14 protein-coding genes are annotated in these 18,245 nt (G+C 63.6%); 8 read left to right on the plus strand and 6 right to left on the minus strand.

The genetic code is table 11. From position 1 onward, the window contains the following. Window positions 1-28: 28 nt before the first annotated feature. Window positions 29-874: an MFS transporter gene (locus tag RS897_RS16395; RefSeq protein ID WP_315837569.1), complete on the plus strand. Its 846-nt coding sequence runs from the start codon at window positions 29-31 to the stop codon at window positions 872-874. 103 nt (window positions 875-977) lie between these two features. Further along, window positions 978-1,493: a hypothetical protein gene (locus RS897_RS16400; protein WP_315837570.1), complete on the plus strand. Its 516-nt coding sequence runs from the start codon at window positions 978-980 to the stop codon at window positions 1,491-1,493. Between the two features lie 194 nt (window positions 1,494-1,687). On the opposite strand, the gene RS897_RS16405 is transcribed toward RS897_RS16400, so the two are convergent. The 3 genes from RS897_RS16405 to RS897_RS16415 all read right to left on the minus strand — a co-directional run bounded on the left by RS897_RS16405 (window position 1,688) and on the right by RS897_RS16415 (window position 8,432). Further along, window positions 1,688-1,945, minus strand: coding sequence for an MBL fold metallo-hydrolase (locus RS897_RS16405; RefSeq protein WP_315837571.1), 258 nt, complete (start codon window positions 1,943-1,945; stop codon window positions 1,688-1,690). Window positions 1,946-2,042: 97 nt separating this feature from the next. Beyond that, the gene (locus RS897_RS16410) at window positions 2,043-7,376 is read right to left on the minus strand and encodes an ATP-binding protein (RefSeq protein WP_315837572.1); all 5,334 of its coding nucleotides are present in this window, start codon (window positions 7,374-7,376) and stop codon (window positions 2,043-2,045) included. A 255-nt stretch (window positions 7,377-7,631) separates the two neighbouring features. Further along, the gene (locus RS897_RS16415) at window positions 7,632-8,432 is read right to left on the minus strand and encodes an N-acyl homoserine lactonase family protein (RefSeq protein WP_315837573.1); all 801 of its coding nucleotides are present in this window, start codon (window positions 8,430-8,432) and stop codon (window positions 7,632-7,634) included. A gap of 283 nt (window positions 8,433-8,715) precedes the next feature. Here RS897_RS16415 and RS897_RS16420 point away from each other — a divergent pair, with 283 nt between their 5' ends. Further along, window positions 8,716-11,274 carry a TIGR02302 family protein gene (locus RS897_RS16420; RefSeq protein ID WP_315837574.1) on the plus strand — a complete coding sequence of 853 codons (2,559 nt, stop codon included), beginning with the start codon at window positions 8,716-8,718 and terminating at the stop codon, window positions 11,272-11,274. Here the strand turns inward: RS897_RS16420 and RS897_RS16425 are convergent, their stop codons facing one another. Next, complete coding sequence (locus RS897_RS16425) at window positions 11,275-11,649, minus strand: response regulator (RefSeq protein ID WP_315837575.1); 375 nt, start codon at window positions 11,647-11,649, stop codon at window positions 11,275-11,277. It lies immediately after the preceding gene. A gap of 70 nt (window positions 11,650-11,719) precedes the next feature. Next, window positions 11,720-12,568, minus strand: coding sequence for an MJ0042-type zinc finger domain-containing protein (locus RS897_RS16430; protein WP_315837576.1), 849 nt, complete (start codon window positions 12,566-12,568; stop codon window positions 11,720-11,722). A gap of 218 nt (window positions 12,569-12,786) precedes the next feature. On the opposite strand from RS897_RS16430, the gene ftsE reads away from it, so the two are divergent. The 4 genes from ftsE (at window position 12,787) to RS897_RS16450 (ending at window position 16,159) form a co-directional block, all read left to right on the plus strand. Then, window positions 12,787-13,446, plus strand: a complete 660-nt coding sequence (gene ftsE, locus RS897_RS16435) for a cell division ATP-binding protein FtsE (protein ID WP_315837577.1) — start codon at window positions 12,787-12,789, stop codon at window positions 13,444-13,446. A gap of 6 nt (window positions 13,447-13,452) precedes the next feature. Continuing rightward, window positions 13,453-14,427, plus strand: coding sequence for a cell division protein FtsX (locus RS897_RS16440; protein WP_315837578.1), 975 nt, complete (start codon window positions 13,453-13,455; stop codon window positions 14,425-14,427). Window positions 14,428-14,660: 233 nt separating this feature from the next. Further along, window positions 14,661-15,368 carry a YdcF family protein gene (locus RS897_RS16445; RefSeq protein ID WP_407654555.1) on the plus strand — a complete coding sequence of 236 codons (708 nt, stop codon included), beginning with the start codon at window positions 14,661-14,663 and terminating at the stop codon, window positions 15,366-15,368. Window positions 15,369-15,379: 11 nt separating this feature from the next. After that, entirely contained in the window at window positions 15,380-16,159 is a 780-nt protein-coding gene (locus RS897_RS16450) for a lysophospholipid acyltransferase family protein (protein ID WP_315837579.1), read from the plus strand. A 34-nt stretch (window positions 16,160-16,193) separates the two neighbouring features. On the opposite strand, the gene RS897_RS16455 is transcribed toward RS897_RS16450, so the two are convergent. Then, window positions 16,194-16,778 (minus strand): gamma-glutamylcyclotransferase, encoded by a 585-nt coding sequence (locus tag RS897_RS16455; RefSeq protein WP_315837580.1) that lies wholly within the window; start codon window positions 16,776-16,778, stop codon window positions 16,194-16,196. Window positions 16,779-16,929: 151 nt separating this feature from the next. Here RS897_RS16455 and RS897_RS16460 point away from each other — a divergent pair, with 151 nt between their 5' ends. Next, window positions 16,930-18,126 (plus strand): DUF2125 domain-containing protein, encoded by a 1,197-nt coding sequence (locus RS897_RS16460; RefSeq protein WP_315837581.1) that lies wholly within the window; start codon window positions 16,930-16,932, stop codon window positions 18,124-18,126. Window positions 18,127-18,245: the final 119 nt, after the last annotated feature.

The following is an 18,245-nucleotide window of genomic DNA, read 5'->3' on the forward strand; positions in this document are numbered from 1 at the left end:
GAACGCGTCTCACATGGAGGGTCCGCCGATGACCACCGACGCTGTTTCCGCTGCCGTGATCCCGCCGCCTCCCGCTTGGCGCGGCCTGCTTTGGGCCGTCCCTTTCACGGTGCTGTGGGCGTGGTTGATCTATTCGCTGCCGGCGCTTCAGGACAGCGGCCTTCCGGCCCTGGCCGTTCGGTTGCTGGTCCATGGGCTCATCGCGCTCGGCTTGTGGCTCGGCCTTGAACGCACCGACCTCACTGCGGGCCAGCGTCGCACGACTTGGCTGGCAATCATGCTCCCGGTCACCCTGTGGGCCGCTGTCGCCTGGACCGCGGCCATCAATGGTGTCTTCCGCGCGGGCGTCTCCCCCTTGCCGTTGCTGCCGTCGGCGATTGTCCTGCCGGTGGTCATCGGTTCTCCGCTGTTGTTGTTGTCGAAGCGGGTGGGACAGTTGCTCGATGCGATGCCGGCGACATGGCTCGTCGCTCCTCAGCTTTACCGCATCGTCGGCAGCCAATGGCTCGTTTACTGGCTGCGCGGGCTGCTGCCCGGCCTGTGGGCATTGCCGGCGGGAACCGGCGACGTGCTGACCGGCCTGTTTGCCGTCCCGGCGGCGATCGCCCTGGCGGCCGGCGCGGCTGAGGGGCGGAAAGCCGCGATCCTCTGGAACATCTTTGGCATCGCGGACTTTGCGGTCGCGGTCACCCTGGGGCTGATCACCTCGCCCGGCCCATTCCAGCTGATCGTTCCGGATGGCCCGAGCATCGGCCTGGACGGATATCCGAATGTGCTGACTCCGGCTTTCGTGGTGCCAAGCTCGATCCTGCTGCACGCGCTGTCGTTGCGCCAGCTGCGCCGCCGCAGTCGGGCGGAGGCTTTGGGACGCTAGACGCGCGCCTCCTGAACTTCGGACGAAATCTCATGCAAGGCCGCCTCGGCATCCTGAACGCGGTGTTCGAGGCCGCGTAACTCAACACCAGAGAGGATTTCACATGTCGCCAGCAATCGTCTTCCAGATCCACCTCGTCCTCGGGTACGTCCCATGGCTGCTTGCCTTTGGCGCGTACATGTGGCCGAGACTGAAGTCGATGGACCGGACCGACGCGCACCGCGCCATCGCCACGCTGCACAGCTTCCGCTTTTTCGGTCTTGTCTTCATCGTTCCCGGCGTCGTCGGCGCCAATCTGCCCACGGACTTCGCCACGTTCGCCGCCTACGGTGACTTCGCGACCGGATTGCTGGCCATGCTGGCGCTGCTCACGGTCAGGAGACGCGCGCTGTTCTGGCCGCTGGTCGTCGCCTTCAATCTGGTCGGCGCCGTCGACATCCTCGTCGACTATTACCATGGCAACCAGCTCGGCCTTCCGGCGCTGGCGGGAGAGCTGGGCGCGACCTACGCGATCCCGATCATCTACGTGCCCCTGCTAATGATCACGCATGTCGCCGCATTCTATCTGCTGGCGCGTCAACAGGGCAGCGCGATGAGCGCGCCGGTGCCGCAGACGTAAGGGGGCGCTCAGAGCCGTGGGGCGGATGAGCTGATGGCGTCATCCGACGCCTGCGTGTCGGCGGTGGCGTGATTGAGCGAGACCGGGGTTGTAGCCCGGATGAGCGAAGCGACATCCGGGGCGTGTGTCCCGCATGTCGCTTCGCTCATGCGGGCTACGGTGATGTGCTGGATCAGGGCGTGTCCCCATCTTGGTTACGCAATCGGCTCCACATCGAGCCGTGCCACCAAGCCCTGCAGCGCCGTCGACGGCGCCGGATAGCGGCGCAGCACGTCGGGATCGTGCCCCGGGATGATGTGGCGTTCCGACGCCGCGAGCGTTTTCAGTTTGTCGTAGCCGCTCAGGACGTCGTCGGCGTTGTAGACGATCGGAAACACCTTGCGCTGTTCCAGATGCGCGTAAAGGTGACTGGCGTCGGAGGCCAGCACCACCGGGCCGCGTTCGGTGTCCACCCGCACGCTCTGCAGGCCCTTGGAGTGACCGCCGATGTGAGGCTTGACGCCTGCGCCTGCTTGGCCGGACCGTCATCAGAGGCCCGAATGGCGATGCTCAAGCGGCCGTCGAACCGACGACACGATCCCGAAGGGCGATGGCAGCATGGCTTCCCCTGGAAACGACGGTCGCCAACAACGCGCGAAAATCCCTCTCCAGATCGGGATCGGCCGAAATCTGCTCGCGCTTGCGCTCCCAGCATGCCCACAGGAATGAAATGAGATTCCCTTCGAGGCCGTTCCGCCAATCATAAGAATCGAAAGTCGGGACAACCGGAGCGAACCATTTGATTGCGGGAACGAGAAGAGCGGCGGCTGAGGTCTGCGTGACCCAGTAGAGAAAACCGGAAACCAGCTTCGACTTCTTAAACCACCGCTCAGCGACCTTCGCGAAAAGACCTTCCATGCCAGAAAGGGCAGCGGCGAACTCCGGCCTTTCGCCAATCCTGTTGATCTTTGTGCCGAGGCCGAGGAGCCAGAAAACGGCGTTATCGAGATCATAAGATCGACCTGACGTGGGATCCCATGCAGGGCTTTGCAGCGCGTGCTCGATCATCGCGCTCCAGATCGCCGTGAAGCGCTGGGGCGTTTGCGTGGCTCGCACACCGACGGTGAACCATTCCCAGAAAAAGCGCTCGATCCATTGATGCGCTGATGGGCCGCGATCGAGGATCGGTTGCCATAGCGTGCGGTGATCCTCGGCAGCTGTCAGGTTGGGGATTGTCCCGGCCACAACACCATAGACCCAGGCATCAAACTCGTCCGGATGATCCTCGGTCCGCTGCCGACGCGGATCGTCGATCTTGGGAATCAGCCCCAGCGTGATGTCGAGAAAAGCGCGAACGAGACCGAGCCAATTGTCCCTCTCGTCGGGTCGCGCAGACGCAAGATCGAGCCAGGTGAATGCCGCTGAAAGAACGCGCGTGTCGACGCTGAGTCGCCCGCGATGAAGGGTTTCGACTTCGCTACCGGGGCGGCGCGTGCTGCTCTCGCGGCGACGTATGCGTGCTAGTTCCGGGGATTGGCGTGTGCGAAGGGCTTCGATCTCTTTCTCGGCCTGTGCACTCAATTCGAGAATATCGGGCAGCTCATTCGGCAGGCGCCGTTCGACAAATTCCTCTATCAGACCCTGTTTGCCAGCATGATTGTCCTCGACGTCGATATCGATCCTTAACCTCTGTGCGACGCCAAGCACAGGACGCTGCCCTGCCCACCGCACGGCCAAGCAAAGCATGCGATCGAAGTCTTTGTCGAGTTGTTGTCGCCGCTGGAAAGCGCTGATGAGCGTCCGGCTTGTCGTGCTGTGATGAAAAGAGACTACGCTGAGAGCGACGAGACGGCGTGCCAAGAGATCGTTCCGATCAAGCGCAAGAAGCGCGACGCCGACCTCGCCTCCGAAAGAATCCCATTTCCGGTCGCCGTCGGCGGTTGCGGAATCGAACCGGAGCGGCGCAGGAGGATGGCTGACCAAGGATTCCAGTTTGGCGCGACACCAAGCCATGCGTTCCAGGTCGGCCGCGAGCCAATCGTGATGTTTGACGACCAGCACAGCAATGGCACCGCAGAGCAGATCCTCGATCTGGTGCAGTGGATCGCCATCGTGGGCAAGCCTCGGCGAGAGGTTTTCGAGACCCTGCACGAACTCCCAAAACCGAGGAAGCTGGTCCTGTGAAAAATGCTCATCTGAATCGAGCAGTTGCCGCATTTGGTTGGAAAAGTTCGCGATCGTCTGGTCCGTGGTGATGCGCTGAAGGTCTTCTTGATTCTTCTGCTTGACCTCCTCCGACCAGTCGAAGCTGACGGCCACACGCTTTCCGTTACGCATCTCGAAAGTGTAGTTGTCAGGATTCAGACGTTCGCTCAGCAGACGAAGGGATTCCGGCATTTCCTCCCCGTTGAGGTCGGCAACCCAACCCAACCGCAACTGTGCGAGAAAGGGACGTTCTGCCTCGTCGGCGACAAGCGTTTCGACGATGCCGCCGCCGATATAGAGCAACATGTTCTGCCGATGCGGCATTCGATACCATGCTCGGCCAAGCTCGATCATGGCACGGGGCTGGTATGTCCAGAGACCCATGACATCGGAGCTCCCTGATCTCCGGAGCGTGGCAATTTGGCGGTCCCAATCGAGAAGCAGCCAATTCTGGAGAAGAGGCCTCAGGACACCGGCGAACAGCGCCGGGCCGTATTTCCCGATATCGAAGAGAAGGCCGGCGAAGGCAAGTGACTCGCTCTCCCTCAGGATGCGGTTGATCCACGGGGCGATATCTTCGCCGCGCTCGATCTTCTCATAGAGCCATCGCTCCACGGCCATCAGCACGCAATGAATCGTTGAACCAAACGTAACCGGCCAATCGTGATGCCAGCGAAAAACATTCGGATTGCCACACCACAGGCGGGCTTCGTTTCCGATGTGAACCGTGAGCCCGTGGCCTTCACAAAACCGTCGGGATGAGAAATTGACTAGCCGCAGCGCAAAAGACAGTCCCTGATCCGGGGCTTCCTTGAGAAACTGAAGGAAAGGACCGCGACAATACAAGGGAGGATCGCCGCCATTCCAGTGATCAAGGCCGGTCTCGGGCATTGAACTGCGACCGAAGTCCTCATGTTTCGGCGGCTCGATGCAGACCGCCAACAAGACTTCAAGGGCGGCGTCCGGTCTTGCGCGCACGAGTGCTGGAAAGGCCCCGGTGTCGAGACATGCCTCTTGAAATGCATTCGGCACGCCATCGCGCGGGCCGTCCGGCCAACGATCACGCAGCTCGCCGTGTGGCCAAGCCGGAGGAAGCGACAATCTCTCTCGTCGTTCCGGATTCGCCTGAAGAAATTGGCGTCGTTGCTCGCGCTGCCGTTCGCGTGCCTGTTCGGCGCGAGACACGATCGTCGGATCAAGATCGCGCCTCTGTGCCAGCTCGAGGCAAAGCTGTGCAACTTCATCGAGTAATTCTGGCGCGGCAGACAACACGGCCTCATACACAGTCTTGTCGTGGCCAACGGAATTGCCCTCGGCATTGAGCGCCTGGACCTCGCGGCCGATGGCAAAGGCCAGTTCAGCCGCTTCCTTTCGCCACGGCGTCGGCCGTCCTTCGCCTAACTCGACGGGGACTGACTTCAGCCACAGTGCGCAGAGCTTGGCGGCTGCATGCGGAGTAAGTCGCGCGACCTCTTCTCGATGAGCGTGAAGCACGATCAGCATCGGCCCCCAATAGGGCCAATATGGCAGCCTGAACAGATGGTCCCACTCGCCGGTGTCCTCCGCCTGGGACAGCAGCGCGCCGATCCTCGGATCGGGTAGCGTCGCAACAAACATGAAACGCTCAAGCATCAGCGCAAGAAGGCGACCGCGATTTGCCGTCAAAGCCTCCCAACTGCGTTGAAGTAGCACGACAGCATTCGTGGCCAGGAACAGCGCCTCAACGAGTTGATCGCGGATAATCGCGCCTTCCTCAGTTCCGTCTTCCAAACCTTCGACCGCTTGTCGCCAGCGCTCGGGGCCGTCGTCCGCCTGCTCGAGAAGCTTTTGTCCAAAGAGGCGCATGGCGCGATGCCAGCGCGGCAACTTTGCGCGGGCGCGAACTGATGGCGAAGAAAGGTTCGGCTCGCCAATCAGGACATTTAGGCGGGCCCAGTCGCCAAGCATGTCGTGCGTGAATCGCACGCGCTGGTTGCGGATGCGCACAAGATCCGAGGCTGTCAGGCTCCCCAGCGCTGCCTGCTCGCTTTGTTCCAACTGCATGCGCGGCACGCTGGCGAGAAGCGTGTCGCCTTCGAGCGTGCCGAGCCGCATGAGCAGATATGAGCGGCCAAGTTGGTCGGTATCACCTTCGACCCAGCGCTCCCATAAGGCGTCCACCAGATAGCTGACACCAATGATCGACGCCGGATTGATCGCCCGCCCGCTACGCGCCGCCGCGACCAGCCAGTCGAGGATTTTCAGGTTCGTCAACAAGGGACGAAGGTCAGGTCGCAACGATGCCCATTGCAACTCTGAGATCGGTGCGACAAGGCTTTGAATGTCTTCGACCGATGGCAAATCGAGTTGTGTGGTTCCGTGCAGGGCCGCCGGCAGGCCGGCCTCGATAAAGCTCCGGATGAGCTTAGGTGCCGGTTCGATCTGGCTCGTCAGCAGAAGATGGACGTGCTTCGGACCAATGTCGGCGAGTAGCGCCTGCATCCAGCGGAGCGCTAGGCGTTGCGCGCGCTGCGAGTAGCGTTCGAAGCTGTCGAAGACGATCAAGCACGGCTCAGTCGAGGCGGACAGAATTTCGCAGAGCGGATGAGCGATGCCGATGTCGCGCTCGAACGCGACTTCCGTGTCGCAGTCAATCGTGGTTTCGGCAAACCACACGCATCGGCCGTCGGCGGCCTCGGCGATCTGCTTGGCCAACGCGGACTTCCCGCTTCCGGACTCGCCGACGAGAAAACATGCACGGTCCCGATTAAGGCAATCGAGCACCTTTGCGTGCGCTTCAGCGCGAGGCAGTGGAGCCAAACCAGAAATCTGGATGCGAATATCGGCGATAAGCTCGCGGCTTGACCGGTCTAGGACTTCCCAGTCGCGCCGATAGTCGGGATGGTCGCGCAGATCGAATTCGTCGCGCAGCTTGGCAAGCAAGCCCGCCAGGTCGAGCGATCCACCCGCTCTGTTGTCGTCCGCAATGGCAACAAGTCGGGACCAAAGGCTCTTTGCCTCGTCGGCATTGCTGGATCTCAGAATGCTCTGGCAGTCACGAATTGCGTAATCGTGATCGCGCGACGGTGTGGCCTCGAAGTCGAAGCGCATCAATCGCACGCGGCAAAGGAGTTGAATCACGGCGCTGTCGCTGGCGTCGCCTTCGTTTCGAAGCTCGTCGGGGCAGCGCAGGCTCGCGAATAATGCACGCTGCAACGCCGAAGATTGCGAACCATCAGCGATCACGGGCTCGGCAAGCCGGGCGAGCATGCGGTCGGGCGTCGTTCGCAGAGTGTCGCCGAGCAGATTCGACCAGGCATCTTCAATGTCGTGCGACAGGCTTCCAACCATCAGGACAACCGCGTCGTCGCTGCCGCGAAGGGCACACTCGGTCTTGACGCCGAACCATTGCGCCCATGCCGTGGCGGCGAAATCCGGAGGAAAGCCCGCGCCCGTAACTTGCCGATCGCTTTTGATCGAAATGCCGGCGGCGCGCTTGCCGGTGGCAGCCGAGCACTCGATAGCAAGGTCGTCTGCAAGCCAGCCAAGGTCGCGTCCCTGCCATTGCAAGCGATCGATTCTGCCGAAATCCACGCCGAGCGTGTTGGTTCCTGCTAAGAGATCGAGAAGAAAGCGCGCGCCAATGCAGTTCTCGTTGCGGAAGCCGGTTCCGGCAGTGAGCTGGACGGGAGCTTTTTTCTTCGGGGCGGCCTTCTTCATCGTCAGATCCGTGAGGGGCAGCCTTGTAGAACATTCCAAGAACGTTCGCAATGGGCTGAGGGATGAGCAAGCTCCCAAATTATCGGTTGGCGGCATGAAATTACGGTCCAGCACTGCCGCCGCCGCTCGCACCGCTTCAGCGATCCCTCAGGGGATGCCAGGACCGTGGTACTGTGGGTGAACTGCGTGTCCCGCATGTCGCTTCGCTCATGCGGGCTACGGCGATGTGTTGGTTCAGGGCGTGTCCCCATCTTGTTACGCAATCGGCTCCACATCCAGCCTTGCCACCCAGCCCTGCAGCGCCGTCGACGGCGCCGGATAGCGGCGCAGCACGTCGGGATCGTGCCCCGGGATGATGTGACGTTCCGACGCTGCGAGCGTTTTCAGTTTGTCGTATCCGCTCAGGACGTCGTCGGCGTTGTCGACGATCGGAAACACCTTGCGCTCTTCCAGATGCGCGTAAAGGTGACTGGCGTCGGAGGCCAGCACCACTGCGCCGCGTTCGGTTTCAACGCGCACGCTCTGCAGGCCCTTGGAGTGGCCGCCGATGCGGTGCACGGTGATGCCCTCCGCAATGGTGCCGTCGCCATCATGGAATGTGACGCGATCGCTGAACACCTTGCGCACCATGGCGGTGACGTCGTCGGCTTCGAACGCCACCCGCATGGTGGCGTTGCACATGCAGCGCCCGGTGGCGAACTCCATCTCGCAATCCTGCAGATGATACCGTGCGCGAGGGAACAGGTCGTAGTTGCCGGCGTGGTCATAGTGCAGGTGGCTGACAATGACATCACTGATATCATCGGGCGCGATACCGATTGAGCGCAGGCCCTCGGCGATCGGCCGCAGCACACTGCGGCTGCGCCGCGCGGCCATGGCTTCGTCGAAGCCGGTATCGACCAGCACCACGCCGCGCCCGGTCCTGATCGCCCAGACATAGAACTCGAGCGCCCCGGACGCCTCGTGCGGATCGCCGCCGATGAAGTTGTTGGCGGCGGTGCGGCCATCGTGGCGGGCGTAGCGAACGGCGTAGATTTCATTATTTGTTTTGGCCATCAGGCGTCCTTCCCAAAGCGTCGTCTTGTGCGTCGCGCCGGCAGGTTACGTGCCCCGTCACGACCCGTCACGCCTGCGTGAGGGACCATCGCTCGGTTTTGGGCCCTTGTTTGCGAAGGGCTGCCGTCCGGCCAAAATGGGGCGATTTGGCATGGAATTGGCATCGAAAAGCTGGATTCGGGCGACAACGTATAAATGTGGGTACCGGTGATGGCTGACCGCTGGATCCGTGCCTCATTGCCGCCGCTGTGCTAGATTGAGCTTCTTGAGTCAGGAGACCGGTTTGAGCCCCTTGCCCTCTGATGCACCGGATGTCGCGCGGCTTCGCCTCGCCCAAGCCCTGCAGCGTGCGCAGTGGGCCATCGCGTGGGAGCGGGCCTGGCCGCATCTGGCGCGGATCCTGACGGTTGTTTGCCTGTTCCTGGCGGTGTCATGGGCCGGCGCCTGGCTGGTCCTGCCGTTCACGGGCCGTCTCATTGGTATCGGGCTGTTCGCCCTGCTGGCGCTGGCGGCGCTGGTGCCCGCGGTGCGTTTCCGCTGGCCGACCCGTGACGACGCGCTGCGCCGGCTCGATCGCGGAACCGGTATCCGCCATCGCCCGGCCACGGCGCTCACAGATACATTGCAATCCACCGATCCGGTGGCGCAGGCGCTGTGGCAGGCGCAGCGCGAGCGCACGCTGTCACAGCTCAAGCGCATCCGCGCCGGCCTGCCGTCGCCGCGCCTCGCCATTCATGATCCGCGCGCCCTGCGAGCCCTGGTTCTGGTGCTGACTGCGGCGGCTTTCGTCGCCGCCGGCGGCGAACGGGTCGCCCGCGTCACCGCCGCCTTCGACTGGAACGGCATGCTCGCCGCGCCGAATGTGCGTGTCGATGCCTGGGTCACGCCGCCGACCTACACCGCGCGGCCGCCGGTGATTCTCTCCGCCGCCGGCAACAAGGATACGGCCGCCCCGCAGGAGGCGGCATCGTCGCTGTCGGTTCCGGCCGGAAGCACCCTGATTGTGCGCACCAGCGGCAGCAAGCTCGATGTTGCCGTCACCGGCGGCGTGACCGAGGCGCCGGCGTCCGAGGATGCGCCGAAGGGCGCCACGGAGCGGCGGTTCGCCATTACCGGCGACGGCACCGCCCATGTGCGTTCGCCCTCGGGCCAGCCGACCTGGACCTTCAAGACCATGCCGGACCGCGCGCCGACCATCGCTCTGGCGAAGGATCCCGAGCGCCAGGCGCGGGGATCGCTGCTGCTCGCCTACAAGATCGAGGACGATTACGGCGTCACCGACGCCCAGGCGCGTTTCGCCGTTCGCAGCGAAACGACCAAGGACATTTCCAAGACGGGCGATGGAGCGACGGCCGCGCGGCCGCTGTTCGACCTGCCGCAGTTCGCCCTGGTGCTGCCGAACGCGCGCACCCGCAATGGCGTCGGCCAGACGGTGAAGGACCTCAGCGAGCATCCCTATGCCGGCGCCGAGGTCACGCTGACCCTGACCGCGCGGGATGAAGCCGGCAATGAGGGCACCAGCGAGCCCTTCAACATGCGGCTGCCGGAGCGGGTGTTCGCCAAGCCCTTGCCGCGGGCGCTGATCGAACTGCGCCGTATGCTCGCGCTCGACGCCAACCAGAACGGACAGGTTTATTCCGCGCTGGACGCCTTGCTGGTCGCGCCCGATCTGTTCACGCCGGAACTCGGCCAGTATCTCGGCCTGCGCAGCGTGGCGTCGCAGCTCGACCGCGCGCGCACCGACGATGCGCTGCGCGAGGTGGTCGCGAGCCTGTGGTCGCTGGCCGTCACCATCGAGGACGGCAACATCAGCGATGTGGAAAAGGCGCTGCGGGCGGCGCAGGACGCGCTGAAGCAGGCGCTGGAGCGCGGCGCCAGCGACGAAGAGATCAAGAAGCTGACCGAGCAGCTGCAGGCGGCGCTGGACAATTTCCTGCGCCAACTGGCCGAGCAGCTGAAGAACAATCCGCAGCAGCTGGCGCGGCCGCTCGATCCCAACACCAAGGTGATGCGGCAGCAGGACCTCAAATCCATGATCGATCGCATGGAGCGGCTGTCCCGCTCCGGCGACAAGGATGCCGCCAAGCAGCTGCTCGACCAGTTGCAGCAGATGCTCGAGAACCTGCAGATGGCGCAGCCCGGCCAGCAGGGCGACGGCGACATGGAGCAGGCGCTGAACGAGCTCGGCGACGTGATCCGCAAGCAGCAGCAGTTGCGCGACAAGACCTTCAAGCAGGGCCAGGACTCCCGGCGCGACCGCATGCGCGGCCAGCAGGGCGACCAGAATGCCATGAACGACCTGCAGCAGGACCAGCAGGGCCTGCGCAACCGCCTGAAGAAGCTGCTCGATGACCTGAACAAGCAGGGCATGGGCCAGGGTCAGAAGGGCGAAAAGGGTCAGCAAGGCCAGGGACCGCAGCAGGGCCAGGGCGACGACTCCAGCGGGCTGGACGATGCCGATGCCGCCATGGGCGATGCCGACGGCCGTCTCGGCGAAGGCAATGCGGACGGCGCGGTGGATTCCCAGGGCCGGGCGCTCGATGCTTTGCGCAAGGGCGCGGAGAAACTCGCCCAGGACATGCAGCAACAGCAGGGCGACGGCCAGGGCGATGGCCCCGGCAATCGCGTCGGCCGTCAGGAAAGTGGCGGGCGCGACAGCGATCCGCTGGGCCGGCCGCTGCGCGGGCGCGAGCATGCGGACGATTTTTCGGTGAAAATCCCCGGCGAAATCGACGTCCAGCGGGTGCGCCGGATTCTCGAAGAGCTGCGCCGGCGCCTGGCGGATCCGCAGCGGCCGCAGATCGAGCTCGATTATATCGAGCGGCTGCTCAAGGATTACTGATCAGGCCTTGCGCGAGGCCAAAGCCCTGGCCACGGCGGAGCGAATGTCGGCCACCGAAAACGGCTTGGTCACCACGTCGTGCACGATGGCGTCCAGGCCCGAGGCGCGTTCGCGCTGGTCGGCGAAACCGGTCATCAGCAGGATCGTGACGTCGGGAAAGTCCCGCGCCGCCGTCAGCGCCAGCGCAATGCCGTCCATGATCGGCATCTTGATGTCCGAGAGCAAGAGATCGAAGGCGCCGTTTTCGCGGCTCAGGATCTCCAGCGCCTCGGCGCCGTCCTCCGCGGTCACGATCTCATGGCCGTCCATGGCAATGGCGCGCGCGACGAGGGAGCGCATCGAATCTTCGTCATCGGCAATCAGCACACGGGACATTGGAGGCAATCCAGGGACGGGAACAGCGGTTCTAGGAATTGAAAGGGCCGGGCGCTACCCCAAAAATGGTTCAACTGCCCCCGGTCGCCAGGTCCCGCTTGTTGAAAAACCGCACCGCGATCTCCCGCCCCTCCGGCGGCGGCGATGCCAGGCGCGACTTGAACCAGGCCTTTTCCCCCGGCTTCAGCACCGGCTGTTCCAGCACCGCGTTCCAGGCATAGATCTCGGTGCCCGCAGCGTCCCGCACCAGGAAACGCAGCCGCGGAGTTTCAATCGGCTTCCTGGCGACATCGATGATGTTGCCTTCGATGATCAGCACCGGCTTGTTGTCCACGAGCTCAGTCGAAATCCTGACATCCTCGAACGCCAGCCCGCGCAGATTGACGCCAAGGCCAATGGCGTTGAAGAAAGCCGCCGTCTGCGGCATCAGCCGCACCACGTCCGCGCGCCAGACCACGAGGCACAGCACCAGAGCGCCCATCGCCGCGCAGGCGATCGGCAGGCCGAACGGCAGGCGATACCGCGCCAGCGGGCCAAGCGACAACGCCGGCAGGCCGAAGCGTCCCCGCCGGGAGCGCGGCGTCTCTTCCGTCAATTCGTCCTGCCGCGCCAGCGCCGTCCATTCGGCGTCCTCCGCCACGGCGTCGGCGCCTTCGGGCATGGCGCTGGAAATCGAGGGGCTGTCGACCACCGGCATGTCGTGATCGGATTCAGCGTGATCGGCCGATGCCTCCGGGGCGGCGTCCCAATCGTCGCCGGCGTCGGAGGCCGTGGCGAGGGCTTGGACGGGCGGCACTTCCTCGGGATAGGCGACCCAGGTGTCCTTGCAGCGTGCACAGCGCACGGTGCGGCCGGTGGTACCGAACGTGGCCGGATCGACCGCGTAGGATGTCGTACAATGGGGGCAAACGATCTGCATGGAACCTGTCGCCAGGGAGAAGGCGTTGATACCGTAGCATCCGTCCGTTAACGAATCGGAAACCATAACGGTCGCACAACCCATCAGGCAGAGGCCGCCGGCAGCTGCCGCGCTGCTTTTGGGGAATGCCCCCAGAATGCGCGCAAAGTTTTGAGTCCAAAAGCCTTTTGCCAGCGGGGCGTGCCCGGCGTGCGAAGGGCGGTCGAACGGAGCTGACCTTGGTCCGGTTCGAAAATGTCGGTCTGCGCTATGGGCTCGGCCCAGAGGTTCTGCGCGACCTCAATTTTCAGATCCCCGCACATTCCTTCCAGTTCCTGACCGGTCCGTCGGGAGCCGGAAAGACCTCATTGCTGCGGCTTCTGTTCCTGTCGATCCGGCCCACCCGTGGGCTCGTCAACCTGTTCGGCAACGACGTCTCCCTGCTCGGCAAGGATGCCATCGCCGATCTGCGCAAGCGCATCGGCATCGTGCTGCAGGATTTCCGCCTGCTCGACCACATGACCACTTATGAAAACGTGGCACTGCCGTTCCGGGTGATGGGCCGCTCCGAATCGAGTTACCGCAAGGAGGTCATCGATCTGCTGCGCTGGGTTGGTCTCGGCGAGCGCATGGATGCGCTGCCGCCGATCCTGTCCGGTGGTGAAAAGCAGCGCGCCGCGATCGCGCGCGCGGTAATCGCGCGTCCTCTTTTGCTGCTGGCGGACGAGCCGACCGGCAACGTCGATCCGACGCTAGGGCGCCGGCTGCTGCGGCTGTTTATCGAACTCAACCGGTCCGGCACCGCGGTCGTGATCGCGACCCACGACATCGGGCTGATGGACCAGTACGACGCGCGGCGCATGGTGCTGCACGAAGGGCGGCTGCATATCTATGAGTAAGACTCCATGAGCAGGACTGGCGGCGATCGCCACAGCATGATGGACATGGGCTCCGACGAGCGGCCGCGCTTGCCGGCGAAGGCGCGCATTTCCTCGCCCATCGTGCCGCGTTCCTCGATCTCCGGCCGCGCACTGGTGGCTGTCGTCGCCATCATGACGTTCCTGGCGTCGCTGACCACGGGCGCGGTCTTGCTGGTGCGGGCGTCGGCAGCCGAATGGCAGTCCGATGTCTCCAGCGAAATCACCATCCAGTTGCGCCCGGTGCAGGGCCGTGATCTCGAAAAAGACGTTCGTGCGGTGGTCGACACCGTGCAATCGCAGCCGGGCATCGTATCCGTGCGTCCCTATACCAGCGACGAGTCGGCGAAGCTGCTCGAGCCGTGGCTCGGCACCGGGCTGTCGCTCAATGATCTGCCGGTGCCGCGGGTGATCGTCGCACGGGTCGCCCCCGACACCACGCTTGATCTCGCTGCTCTGCGCGGCCGGGTGACCCAGGTGGCGCCGTCGGCCAGTGTCGACGACCACCGGGCCTGGATCGAACGGATGCGCTCGACCACCGGCGCGACGGTGCTGGCCGGCATCGGCATCCTGGGGCTGGTGATTGCTGCAACCATCATGTCGGTGTCGTTTGCCACCCGCGGCGCGATGGCGGCGAACCGTCCGATCGTCGAGGTGCTGCATTTCGTCGGCGCCGGCGATCGTTACATCGCCAACCGTTTCCTGCGGCATTTCCTGCTGCTCGGCTGCGAGGGCGGCCTGATCGGAGTGGTGGCGGCGATGCTGCTGTTCGGGTTCTCGGAGTCGATCGGCGCCTGGTTTTCCGGCACTCCGGTGGGCGACCAGTTTGCTGCCCTGCTGGGGACGTTTTCCCTGCGACCGTCGGGATATCTGACGCTGCTGGTGCAGGCGGCGCTGATTGCCCTGATTACCGGCTGGGCTTCCCGCCGCACGCTGTTTGCGACGCTGGAAGATATAGATTGAGTTCAGGGACTTGGTCCTGCGGGTGTATATTTCGGTCGCAGCAAAGCCGGAATTTGCGCTAAACTTGGAACCAGGTTTGGGAGCCGGGCTCCCATAGGCTGGGCCGGTCTGCTCGGGACGATCCCGACAGCCAGATGAGGAAACGGGAAAAGACGACAATCCCGATGTCGACCCCTTGGGGCGGGGCGGCGATCGTGGAGGGATTGAGGCTCGGGGGGCCGAACGAACGGATCATGACACTGCGTGCCGAACATTCACCATCATCAGCCCCCGCCAGACGGCGGCCGATTCGGCTTGTGCTGACGATGGCGTTTGCGGTGGTTGCGGCCGGCGTGGTCGGCTTTCTGGTCTTCCTGGCGCAGCTTCCGGTCAATGAGGTCAAGCCGTCGCGCGACGCCGACGGCATCGTGGTGCTGACCGGCGGCTCGTCGCGCGTCTCCGATGCCATGGAGCTGCTGTCGGTCGGCTACGGCAAGCGGCTGCTGATTTCCGGCGTGCATCCCACCAACGCCGCCTCGGATATCCAGCGCTCGCTGCCTGACAGCCAGCCGCTGCTCGGCTGTTGCGTTGATCTTGATCGTTCCGCGGTCAATACCCGCAGCAATGCCGTGGAAACCCGCCGCTGGGTGCGGCAGCGCGGCTTCCAGTCGCTGATCGTCGTCACGTCGAACTATCACATGCCGCGCGCGATCGTGGAGCTGTCGAACGCCATGCCAGACGTCACACTGATCCCGTTCCCGGTGGTCGGCGACAAATGGAACGACGAGCCATGGTGGACGAGTGGCGCTGCGATGCGGCTCTTGCTATTGGAATACGCGAAATATGTCGCCGCCGAAGTGCGGGTGAGGCTGGATAAACTGGGACTGGGAACGATGGTCGCATCGGATGAGACATCGCAGGCCCGTGATCTGGCGCGCAGGTCCGCCGCGTCGACCAATTGAGTGAAATGCCCATGGTTTCGATTTTTCTGCGCTCGCTGATTTTCAACATCCTGTTCTACATCTTGCTGGTGATCTGGGTGATCATCGGCATTCCGACCTACCTGATGCCGCGCTGGGGTATTCTCTGGATCGCCAAAAACTGGGGCCGCACCAGCATCTGGTTGATGCGAGTGATCTGCAACACCAAGGTCGAATATCGCGGTGTCGAGAAAATCCCGACGGGTCCACTGATCGTCGCTGCGAAGCATCAGTCGATCTGGGAAACCTTCGCGCTGCTGCAGTTCTTCGATCAGCCGCTCTATATTCTCAAGCGCGAACTGAAATGGCTGCCGTTTTTCGGCTGGTATCTCAGCAAGGCCGACATGATCGGGGTCGATCGTGGCGCCGGCGGACGGAGCCTGCTGGAGATGGCGAAAGCGGCGCACGATGAGGTGCAGCGTGGCCGGCAGCTGATTATTTTCCCCGAAGGCACTCGCCGCCCGGTCGGCGCCGAGCCGCGCTACAAATTGGGCGTCGGCCAGATCTATGTCGATTGCGAGGTCACATGTCTGCCGGTGGCGCTCAATGCGGGTTTGTGCTGGCCGCGCCGCACCTTCATGCGTTACCCCGGCACCATCATCGTTGAATTTCTCGATAGCCTGCCGGCGGGACTGCCGCGCGACGAATTCCTCACACAAGTCTCCACCGCGATTGAAACGGCGACCAACCGGATCGTGCAGGAGACCCGCGAGGAGCAGGCGAAACTGTTCGGCCGGCCGATGCCGACGGCGAAGCAGACCTCGACGGTCTGATCAATCAGTTGAATGATCGCCGACGCGCCTGCGCTCAAATGTTGCTGTGAGCGCCGGCGTCGCCGCGCAACCGCACCGCCAATTGATGCAGTGGCGCATCGTGGATGCCGTGGGTTTCCAGCGCTTTCACGGTCGACAGCACGTACTCGATGTTCGGGCCGTAGGCGCCGTGGCCCTGGCGCACGAAGTGCAACTGCTGCTCCAGTGTCAGGCGTCCGGCGTACTGGTCATGGCCGCGATCGGAGACGTAGGCCAGCGCGCTGACGCGCTCCTGAGCATGGTTCTTCAGCCAGACCGAGCGCATCACCTCGCGATAGACGCTCGTCACCTGCTCACGTTCGCGCAGGTAGGCGACGGTGGCTTTGCGGTGCTCACGCGCGACACGGAAAGCGATCCCCTGGCAGGCGCCGCCGCGATCCAGCCCAAGCACGAGGCCGGGCTTCTCCGGGGTGCCCCGATGCACCAGCGAATAAATGCAGAGCGCCCGGTGCTCGCCGATCAGCCGCGCCGGGACCTGTTCGATGAAGTCGAATCCAGGCTTCCAGATCAGTGATCCGTACCCGAAGACCCACAGATCGCCTTCGGTGAAATCAGTCTCGGAGAGGGTTTTTGCCGCCATTCAGTCCACACGTTCGCCATCTTCTGTGTCATGAGGCGTCCCTGAGTTCAATGCCATTTAGCCGGACAGCGATTCGCTATAAGGGTATCCCCCGATTGCGGGACGTTTTGTCCGCCTGAAAATGCTCCAAATGTCGTGATCAAGGTCCTTGATGTCTGATTTCGAACCCCCGCCGCGCCGCCGCTCCCGTTGGGCGCTCTATGCCATGCCGATCCTGGTGCTCGCTCTGGCGGCTGGCTGGAGTGGTTTCTGGTTCTATGCGGCGTCGCAGATCGACGATGCGCTGGACGGCTGGCGTGCCCGAGAGGCCAAATCCGGCCGGATCTATGACTGCACCAACCGTTCGGTCGCGGGTTTTCCGTTCCGGCTGGAGGTGCATTGCAATGGCGCCAGCGTCCAGCTTGTGTCGCAGACCGCCGAACAGGCCGCGACACGGACACCGATCACGGCCCGGCTATCTGACATTTTCGTGATCGCGCAGATCTATGATCCGCGGCTGATCATCGCCGAATTTACCGGTCCGGTGACGTTCACCGACATCGGCCAGCAACCGTCGTTTGTCGGCAATTGGAGCAAGGGCCGCGCCAGCGTGGTCGGCCTGCCGTTCTCGCCGCAGCGGACCTCGTTCGAGTTCGACAGTCCGGCGCTCGACCGCATGAGCGGCGACCAGCAGGTGCCGTTGATTCGGGCCAGTCATTTGGAATTCCATGCGCGTCTGGCGGAAGGATCGGTCGCCGACAATCCGGTGATCGAAACGGTGCTGCAGCTTAAGGACGCCAGCGTCGAGGGCGTGCATGCGGTGCTGCAGCAGCCGTTCAATGCCGATATCAGGGCCCAGATTCGCGGCCTGAAGGATCTCTCGCCGAAGCCGTGGCCGGTCCGTTTCCGGGAAATCCAGGCCGCGGGCGGAGGCATCGACATCACCCAGTCGCGTGTGGAGCAGGGCGATCTGCTGTCGCTCGCTGCCGGCTCGCTCAGCATCAATGCCAACGGCAAGCTCGACGGCCAGCTGCAGATGACGGTGGCGGGACTCGAGCGGATCATTCCCGCGCTTGGGCTCGATCGGCTGCTCGACCAGGGCGTGTCGCAATCGGCGATCGACAAGATGGCGCCGGGCGTCAAAGCGAGCGACGTCAACAATGTGATCGGTGCGCTGGACAAGATGATTCCCGGCCTCGGCAATCTCGCGCGCAAGAATGCCAATGCCGGGATTGCCGCGGGCATCAACATGCTGGGGCAGCCGACCACGCTGGAAGGCCGCAAGGCGATTGCAGTGCCGCTCAGGTTCGTCGATGGCGCGATCTTCCTGGGGCCGCTGCAGGTCGCGCAGACGCCACCCCTGTATTGACCGCAACGCGTCGCACGTCGGTGTGATCAATAATTTGATGAACGCGCGCGGGCTGCGAACACTTTCCGCGAATTAACGTCCCCGACAGGACGTCGTAACGTCGCATCCATACACTCTGG

The organism is Bradyrhizobium prioriisuperbiae (assembly GCF_032397745.1).
Lineage (GTDB): Bacteria > Pseudomonadota > Alphaproteobacteria > Rhizobiales > Xanthobacteraceae > Bradyrhizobium_A > Bradyrhizobium_A prioriisuperbiae.